This window comes from Clostridium neuense (genome assembly GCF_045310695.1).
GTDB lineage: Bacteria > Bacillota > Clostridia > Clostridiales > Clostridiaceae > Clostridium_S > Clostridium_S neuense.
Window position 1 is genome coordinate 61,791 of sequence record NZ_JBJIAA010000003.1, and the last position, 7,554, is coordinate 69,344.

Below are 7,554 nucleotides of genomic sequence, written 5' to 3' on the forward strand. Positions count from 1 at the left end.
TTTAATTATGGAAAATCTTTAAATTTGTTTTATAAATCTAATTCTTTAATTATTTTTATAAATAAGTGTTATCATTAAGTTTTAAAAATTTTCTGCCAAAGTGTAAAAATAACCTTCGTTCTACTTGTTACTCTTAATGTTTTGAAACTACTTGTAATTTAAGTATTTCAAATATATATACGGAGGAGAACTTATGAAAAATATTAATGAAGTAATAAAGCTAATTGAAGAAAAACAGGATATATATACAAAAGCTTGTGATAGAATTTGGGAGTTCGCAGAAACAAGATTTGAGGAATACAAATCTTCGGAGCTTTTACGTAGAATTTTAAAAGAGGAAGAATTTAGAGTAACAGAAGGCATAGCTGATATGAAAACAGCATTTGTTGCTTGTTATGGCAGCGGAAAACCTGTAATTGCATTTTTAGGAGAATTTGATGCATTATATGGAATGAGCCAAAAAGCAGATTTACCTGTTAAAGAGCCAATTGTAAAAGGTGGCAAAGGTCATGGGTGTGGGCACCATGCTTTAGGTACGGGTGCTATGGCAGCTGCTATTGCAGTTAAGGATTATATGAAGAAACATAATATAGAAGGAACTGTAAGATTTTATGGATGTCCTGGAGAAGAAAGTGGTTCAGGAAAAGCGTATATAGCTAGAGAGGGATATTTTAAAGATGTTGATGCAGCATTAACCTGGCATCCAGGAAGCGAAAATGCTGTGTGGTCAATGAATTTCTTAGCAACACTTCAAGTTTATTTCAAGTTTCACGGAAAAAGTGCACATGCAGCAGCTTGTCCACATTTAGGAAGAAGTGCTTTAGATGCTGTGGAACTTATGAATGTAGGTGCAAATTTTCTTCGTGAGCATGTTATACAAGAGGCAAGAATTCATTACGCTATAACTGATGGAGGAGGACTTTCACCAAACGTAGTGCAGGCAAATGCAGCAGTTCTTTATCAAATTCGTGCACCTAAAATGAAGGATGCAAAGGCAATATATGATAGGGTTGTAAATATTGCTAAGGGTGCAGCACTTATGACTGATACAGAACTTGAAATTGTTTTTGATAGGGGAAGCTCAAATCTTATTCTTAATGATACTCTAGATAAAGTGCTTTACAAGAATTTTGAAAAGGTTGGACCTGTTGCGGTAGATAGAGATGATATAGAATTTGCCAAAGAGATAAGGAAAACTTTAAGTGATAGGGAAAAGAAAGTAAATGAAGAGAAGCTTTCTAACTATTATGGAAGTGAAGCTGAAAAGATGGCAGAAGAAATAAAGAACAAAGAAGTAATAGATATAGTATATCCATATAGAAAAACCAATGAGGTTATGCCTGGTTCTACGGATGTTGGAGACGTAAGCTGGAATACTCCAACAGCTCAAATAACAACAGTTTGCTATGCAAAGGATACTCCAGGACATTCCTGGCAGTTAGTGGCACAGGGAAAAGAAAAGCTTTTTCATAAGGGAATGCTTGAGGCTAGTAAGGTACTTGCACTTTCAGGCATAGAACTTTTTGAGAATCACGAACTTATTGAAAAGGCAAAGAGTGAGTTTAAAGAAAGACTTGGCGGCGAGACATACAAATGTCCGATACCAAAGAATATTAAACCATCTCCTATTCGCTAATGGGATGGAAAATAATATAGATTTAAAACTTTAAACATAGAAATTAAGACTTTCTATAATGAAAAGAAAGTCAAACTTCACTTTTTATTTTTGGCTGTATTTTTTTATTGCTTTAGGATTTATAAAACTTACTGCAATTGAAAATAGGCACATTATAATTGCAAAAAAAAGATTATCAATAATTTTGAAAAGTGTTAAAAGAGAAATAATAATGCACATTAATCCGAAGATTGAATACAATTTTTGAGTGTATTTTGTAAAACCTTTTTCGTTTTTTATAAGATTATATTCTTTTGTTAATTTTAGTAGCTTTGATGGACTAATAATAGCTGTAAGGAAGCTCATGATTCCAGCTATTAAGACAAATAAAAGTAATGTATTCATTAAAATATTTCTAATCATAGTACATAATGCTCCTTCATAAAATTATTTATAAACTTTAAAATTTGTTATCGCAATAAATTATATATGATATTATAATTATAATACTAGTAATTGGCAAAGTGTACATTTTATGAATGAAAATAAGAAAATTTTTTAATTTGAGGCGATACATATGCCTAAAATGCTTAGATATTTCAATCTGTCTGAGCGATAGCGAGTAAACATACACGGGGCGTGGGCTAATATATAGATGACTAATACAAGTTAAAGAAGGATAATGGGATTACATCCCAAACCACGTATATGATCGTTATCCTTCTATACCTCAAGCAAGCACTTGCTTAAAATCACCACTTAGATTTATAGGATTTTTTTAACGCGACGAAGCATTGTTACTTCACAATTTCCAGCTTTATTTATAGTTGATGGAGAAGGCACAGTAGGATATGCTCATTATGGTAAAAATATTGTTGATATGCCTACGATTTATGAAACATTAAAGATTATAAATAATTTGTAATGAGCAGAAATATAAAAACAGTAATAGTTATTATAAATACTATTGCTGTTTTACATTTTAGAAGAAATTTTTTATGATATAATTAATAAGGTGGCATTTATGTAGATAAAAAAGTTATGTGAGTGGTGGCACAATGTGGAAAGTTTTTAAATATAATAAAGATTAATGATTTTAAATGATTGAATTTAAAAAAAGCCATGTTTGAAAGTGAGAATTTCTAGCATGGCATAAATTTAAACTGTCTCTATTGCCATGTAATTATAAACAATTGATTCTGGATTATTTGTTTTATATTCATTATTATACAGTGTCAATACAGGAAATTTTGCAACCTTATACGATTGAGTAATAAAAGTTACTATGGGTAGTTCATCTTTTATAAATGATTTTAGATTTTTATTTCCTTTTAAGGTATAACAAATATGCTGGTGAGCTGGAATAGTAAATGCTTTCATGTCATTTGGAATTTGTTCTACTTTTGAAACCTGCACGGCTATTATAAATGAAAAATTAAGTTTAAAAGTTTTAGGTTTTTCATATTGCAGGAGACTGTCAATTCCATTTATTGTGTATATATCTGTAGGATTTATAACGTTGTTAATTTCTTTAAGTCTATTTCTAAAGTTATCAATTAACTTGGGTACTTTTTTTAGAGATATAAATGTCGTGTACTCTAAACCAACAAAAGTCATTTGCGGTAGTGTAACTAAACTTATATTATTTTTTGATTCACTGTCTTTAGGCAAGTTTAAATATGATTTTTTTAACTCATAATTTGCAACCAAAATATTTTCTTGTATTTTTGTATATTTTGAGCTGAGAATTTTTAAATCTTCATCTATTAATTTAAGTAAGTTATTGATATATGAGATATTTTCTTTAGAATTTTCATAGCTAATAAGTTGTTCAAGTAATTTTAAATCAATTTCAGTTGGCTCAAGGTCGTACAAATGCTCTACATAATCTTTAATTTCTTCTTTTTCCATGGCATAGAATTCTTTATTTCTGCATATTATTATCTCTTCAATCAAATTCCAATTGAGATTATCTGATTCAAAACTTTCTAATAGTTCATTACTTACGTTTAATTGTTTGCTACTATCTAATGTTTTGACAAGATGAAGCCAAGCTTGTTCCTTTTCTTTACTGTCAAGAGGTTCATCAAGATAATTTGAAAGCTTCAAACAAATATATTTGCCAAAGAATCCAGGAAAAATTTGTGTTAATTCCCTCTTCATATAGTTTTCTTTTTGTTGTTCATTCATATCGAAACTTTTTTTTAGGAGTAGCATGTTATTGGTAATTTTTTTTATGTCTGAAGCTTTAGAATTAATATCAGTTACACAAGCTTGAAGGATTTCTTCACACTTTTCTATATTTGCAACTTGTGATTTTAGTTTGGCCAAGTGATTTGCAAGTACTTTTTCAATTTCTTCAGGTTTCATTAGTATCTTTTTTATTTCTTTTATAGGTATATCAAAACTTCTGAGAACAGAAATTTGTTTTAGCTTTTCAACATCATTTTCACTGTAATCTCTATAATTATTAAGTGTATTTATTGATGGACTGATTAATTCATTTTCTTCATAATATTTTATTGCCCTTTTAGTAAGGGATGTAATGTCCATAACCTCACTTATTTTCATATAAAAAACCTCCTCAGATATTATATTTAACAGTATAAACTAATACCCAAGGAGACAGTCAATAGCAAGTTATATATGATATTTTAGTTTGAGGGTAAGGAAAGAGTATTTAATATTACCAGAATCATTTTTTTCATTTTCAATAATTTCGTAATTATTTATATCAAACTTAGGAAAGAAAGTATCTCCACCTTGATTTGAATGTACTTTTGTAAGATATAATTTTTCACAGTAAGGTAGAAATTCTGCGTAAACTTTTCCACCGCCTATTATAAAAACTTCATCCTCGCAATTTTTATATTTAAGTACATCGTTTATTCTATGAACTACTTCAACATTATCATTGTCATAGTTATAATTTATATTATTTGTTATGACTATGTGTTTTCTGTTTGGAAGAACGCTTGGCAGAGATTCAAAGGTTTTTCTTCCCATTATAATGGTTTTACCAGTGGTTAACTTTTTAAATCTTTTTAGATCTTCTGATATATGCCATGGAAGTTTATTATCTTTGCCAATAACATAGTTTTCATTGATAGCCGCGATGATACTTAGCATTACACAGCCACCTCCATACTTATTTTATCATGATGTTTATAATTCATAAGTTTTATATCATCTATTGTAAAATCATAGAAGTCTTTTATTTCAGGATTTATCCAGAGCTTTGGTGCATCATAAGCAGCATTTTTACGAGTAAGTTGAAGCTTCATGCCTTCTACTTGGTTTTCATAAATGTGAGCGTTATTTATAACATGAGTAAATATTCCTGGTTTAAAACCTGTAATTTGTGCAATGAGATGAACTAAAACGGCATATTGGCACATGTTAAAGGGAACTCCAAGAGGAAAATCGCCGCTTCTTTGAACAAGCATACAGTTGAGTTTATCATCTGTAACGTCCCAAAGAGTTTCATAACAGCAAGGTTGTAGAGCCATATCTGGTAAATCTTCTATATTCCAAAGTGATATTATCATTCTCCTATTTTGAGGGTCAGTTTTTAATGTATTAATTAATTTATCAATTTGTTTAAATTTTGCTACTTGATATCCATAAGCTTTTCCTATGGTTCCATCTTCCCTCATCCATTCATCCCATATGTGAACATTTTGAGCTTGAAGCTCTCTTACATCATTTGATTGAGCTTCATATATCCAAAGAAGCTCTTTAACGGCTGTTTTAAAAGCTACAAATTTTGTCGTGAGTATTGGAAAAGCTTTAGATAAATCAAATTGCATAGTTTGATGAGGTAGTTTATATGTAGCTATTCCAGTTCTGTTTTGGCTATAGTAGCCGTTCTTTAATATATTTTCAACTATATTTAAATATTGATTATCCGCTATATTCATTTTATTTTCCTCCACATAAGGTTATTTTTTAGATAAAAGGTATATGCTTACAATTCTCCTTTTGCACCATACCCATATGTGTAAGTGCTGGAAAAAGAAGCTGAAGCAGTAAGACAAGCATAATAACTTCTATTGGAAGCATTATTGTGTTTTTTATAATGCTATTTGCAAAGAAGTAAAGGTAGCCTTTATTAAATAGTATTTTACTCCAAAGTGCTCCAAGACCTACATGAATTCCGTAATTTACAAAAAACTTTGTAAGAAAAATTTTAACAATTGTAATACGACTGCGGTATAAAAATAATCCATAAATGAAAAATTCAAGCATAGTTGATAAAGTATATCCTGGGAAAAATACTCCAGATGGATGAAGAACAAAACCTAAAAGGTCACAGGCAGCACCGACAAGTAAGCCAGTAATAGGTCCAAATATTAATGCACCAAGAGAAAATACTAAAAAAGTAAATCTAATATTAAGATTTTCGCCTACAGGTATAGAAAAGGAATTAAGAACAATACTAAGTGCTATTGTCATCCCTGCAAAAGTAAGAGTACGTAATTTTTTTAATTCTGAAGTAGAGGTAGTCCAATATTTGGACGTAAAAATTGAGAGAGAGCTGATTTTTTCCATAAAAAAGACCTCCTTGAAATATGGCATATCTATACAGCCACATATAGGAGGCAATAACTCCGGTATGCAGCAGCGGGATGCGGTAATTGCACGGCAAACCTTGTGAAAGGTTTTTCGTCCCGAAAGCAACTCCCCGTCTTTCAGGCACGTAACCCACAATTACCTACTCTGCCATTTATTTTTTATTAATTATATAATATTATAATTTAAAAAGCAAGACAAGCATTATAATGACATTTGTGAAGCAATATTAAGCTTAAACTATTTATGTACTAAAATACCAATCTTCAAGAGGCTATGAAGATTTTCAATAAAGAAAATAGAGCAGAAGGTTTGAGAGTGCAGGAGGAATTTGTATCACAATTTGAGGAGAGAATGAAAAATCTAAATTTTAATTATAATTATAATATGAAATGCGAAGCTGCTGATCTAATAGGGACAGCGGCTTCTATTTTTACATCTGGTGCACATTGTTTTATATTAGGACGATTATTTAACACATCCAGAAGCGTAGAGATAATTGTAAAGAGCTGCATGCCTAAGTTCATCTGTAATTATTTCTGTAATCATGTTAATGTGAACTCTCTTTTGCATTGCAAAAAGAATCATTCTGTAATTTTTTACAGCGTTTAATTCGCCCATTAAGGCCCTTCTTATTCCATCACAGTAGGATTTTGGTTTTTCAAAGGTTTCTTCGGCCATAGGTGGTACAGGTTTACCAGCCAATTGAGGGTATATTTTTTTAAACATAGCATTATGTTTTCTTTCATCATTTCTTATTCCAGTTATTATATTTTTAGCTTCTTGATTTGGAGCTACTTTTATTAAATAATCGTAGAAGAGTTCATCCTCTCTTTCTCCAGCAATAGCATTTTGGATTAGTTTTAGAGCACCTGGAAGGTTTTGAGGGTAGGTATATGGATCTGCTGCCATTGGCATTTCATTTCTATACATATCATCATATCCAGCATTAAAAGCAAAAGGACATTGGTAAAAACAATTCATAATTTCCTCCATAAAAATAAATTACAATTTATAATATGAAGATGATTGTAAAAATGTTAAATAAATTTATTGTAAATTGGAAGATATATAGTATAAATAGCAAAATTATTATATAATAATCATACGCGGGGTTTGGGCGTGAGCCCATTATCCTTCTATAACTCAAAGCAGGAAGTTTTCAGGTACAAAAAGAAACTGAAAGCAGATTGTTAAGTGAGGCCGCGGGGTTTGGGCGTGAGCCCATTATCCTTCTATAACCCAAAGTAGGAAGTTTTTAGGTACAAAAAGAAACTGAAAGCAGATTGTTAAGTGAGGCCGCGGGGTTTGGGCGTGAGCCCATTATCCTTCTATAACCCAAAGTAGGAAGTTTTCAGGTACAAAAA

At 30.8% G+C, this 7,554-nt stretch carries 7 protein-coding genes and 1 riboswitch; of the genes, 1 reads left to right on the forward strand and 6 read right to left on the reverse strand.

Features of this window, described 5'->3' with window-relative positions; genetic code table 11:
- Positions 1–193 precede the first annotated feature (193 nt).
- Positions 194–1,636 carry a M20 family metallopeptidase gene (locus tag ACJDT4_RS04100; RefSeq protein WP_406786263.1) on the forward strand — a complete coding sequence of 481 codons (1,443 nt, stop codon included), beginning with the start codon at positions 194–196 and terminating at the stop codon, positions 1,634–1,636.
- Positions 1,637–1,720: 84 nt separating this feature from the next.
- On the opposite strand, the gene ACJDT4_RS04105 is transcribed toward ACJDT4_RS04100, so the two are convergent.
- The 6 genes from ACJDT4_RS04105 to ACJDT4_RS04130 all read right to left on the reverse strand — a co-directional run bounded on the left by ACJDT4_RS04105 (position 1,721) and on the right by ACJDT4_RS04130 (position 7,171).
- Positions 1,721–2,038, reverse strand: coding sequence for a hypothetical protein (locus ACJDT4_RS04105; protein ID WP_406786264.1), 318 nt, complete (start codon positions 2,036–2,038; stop codon positions 1,721–1,723).
- A gap of 735 nt (positions 2,039–2,773) precedes the next feature.
- On the reverse strand, positions 2,774–4,186 hold the full coding sequence (locus ACJDT4_RS04110; RefSeq protein ID WP_406786265.1) for a MerR family transcriptional regulator: 1,413 nt from the start codon (positions 4,184–4,186) through the stop codon (positions 2,774–2,776).
- A 69-nt stretch (positions 4,187–4,255) separates the two neighbouring features.
- A complete protein-coding gene (locus tag ACJDT4_RS04115) occupies positions 4,256–4,744 on the reverse strand; it encodes a dihydrofolate reductase (protein ID WP_406786266.1) in 489 nt (162 codons plus the stop codon).
- Positions 4,744–5,535 (reverse strand): thymidylate synthase, encoded by a 792-nt coding sequence (locus ACJDT4_RS04120; RefSeq protein ID WP_406786267.1) that lies wholly within the window; start codon positions 5,533–5,535, stop codon positions 4,744–4,746. Before ACJDT4_RS04120 ends, ACJDT4_RS04115 begins: the two co-directional genes overlap by 1 nt.
- Before the next feature lie 28 nt (positions 5,536–5,563).
- Positions 5,564–6,166 (reverse strand): folate family ECF transporter S component, encoded by a 603-nt coding sequence (locus ACJDT4_RS04125; protein ID WP_406786268.1) that lies wholly within the window; start codon positions 6,164–6,166, stop codon positions 5,564–5,566.
- Between the two features lie 68 nt (positions 6,167–6,234).
- Positions 6,235–6,339: riboswitch (THF riboswitch) on the reverse strand.
- Between the two features lie 316 nt (positions 6,340–6,655).
- Complete coding sequence (locus ACJDT4_RS04130) at positions 6,656–7,171, reverse strand: ferritin family protein (RefSeq protein ID WP_406786269.1); 516 nt, start codon at positions 7,169–7,171, stop codon at positions 6,656–6,658.
- Positions 7,172–7,554 lie beyond the last annotated feature (383 nt).

Bases quoted from the DNA above. Each gene is read 5' to 3' on its own strand.
- ACJDT4_RS04100 (WP_406786263.1), top strand. From the start codon at position 194: ATGAAAAATATTAATGAAGTAATAAAGCTAATTGAAGAAAAACAGGAT.
- ACJDT4_RS04105 (WP_406786264.1), bottom strand. From the start codon at position 2,038: ATGATTAGAAATATTTTAATGAATACATTACTTTTATTTGTCTTAATA.
- ACJDT4_RS04110 (WP_406786265.1), bottom strand. From the start codon at position 4,186: ATGAAAATAAGTGAGGTTATGGACATTACATCCCTTACTAAAAGGGCA.
- ACJDT4_RS04115 (WP_406786266.1), bottom strand. From the start codon at position 4,744: ATGCTAAGTATCATCGCGGCTATCAATGAAAACTATGTTATTGGCAAA.
- ACJDT4_RS04120 (WP_406786267.1), bottom strand. From the start codon at position 5,535: ATGAATATAGCGGATAATCAATATTTAAATATAGTTGAAAATATATTA.
- ACJDT4_RS04125 (WP_406786268.1), bottom strand. From the start codon at position 6,166: ATGGAAAAAATCAGCTCTCTCTCAATTTTTACGTCCAAATATTGGACT.
- ACJDT4_RS04130 (WP_406786269.1), bottom strand. From the start codon at position 7,171: ATGAATTGTTTTTACCAATGTCCTTTTGCTTTTAATGCTGGATATGAT.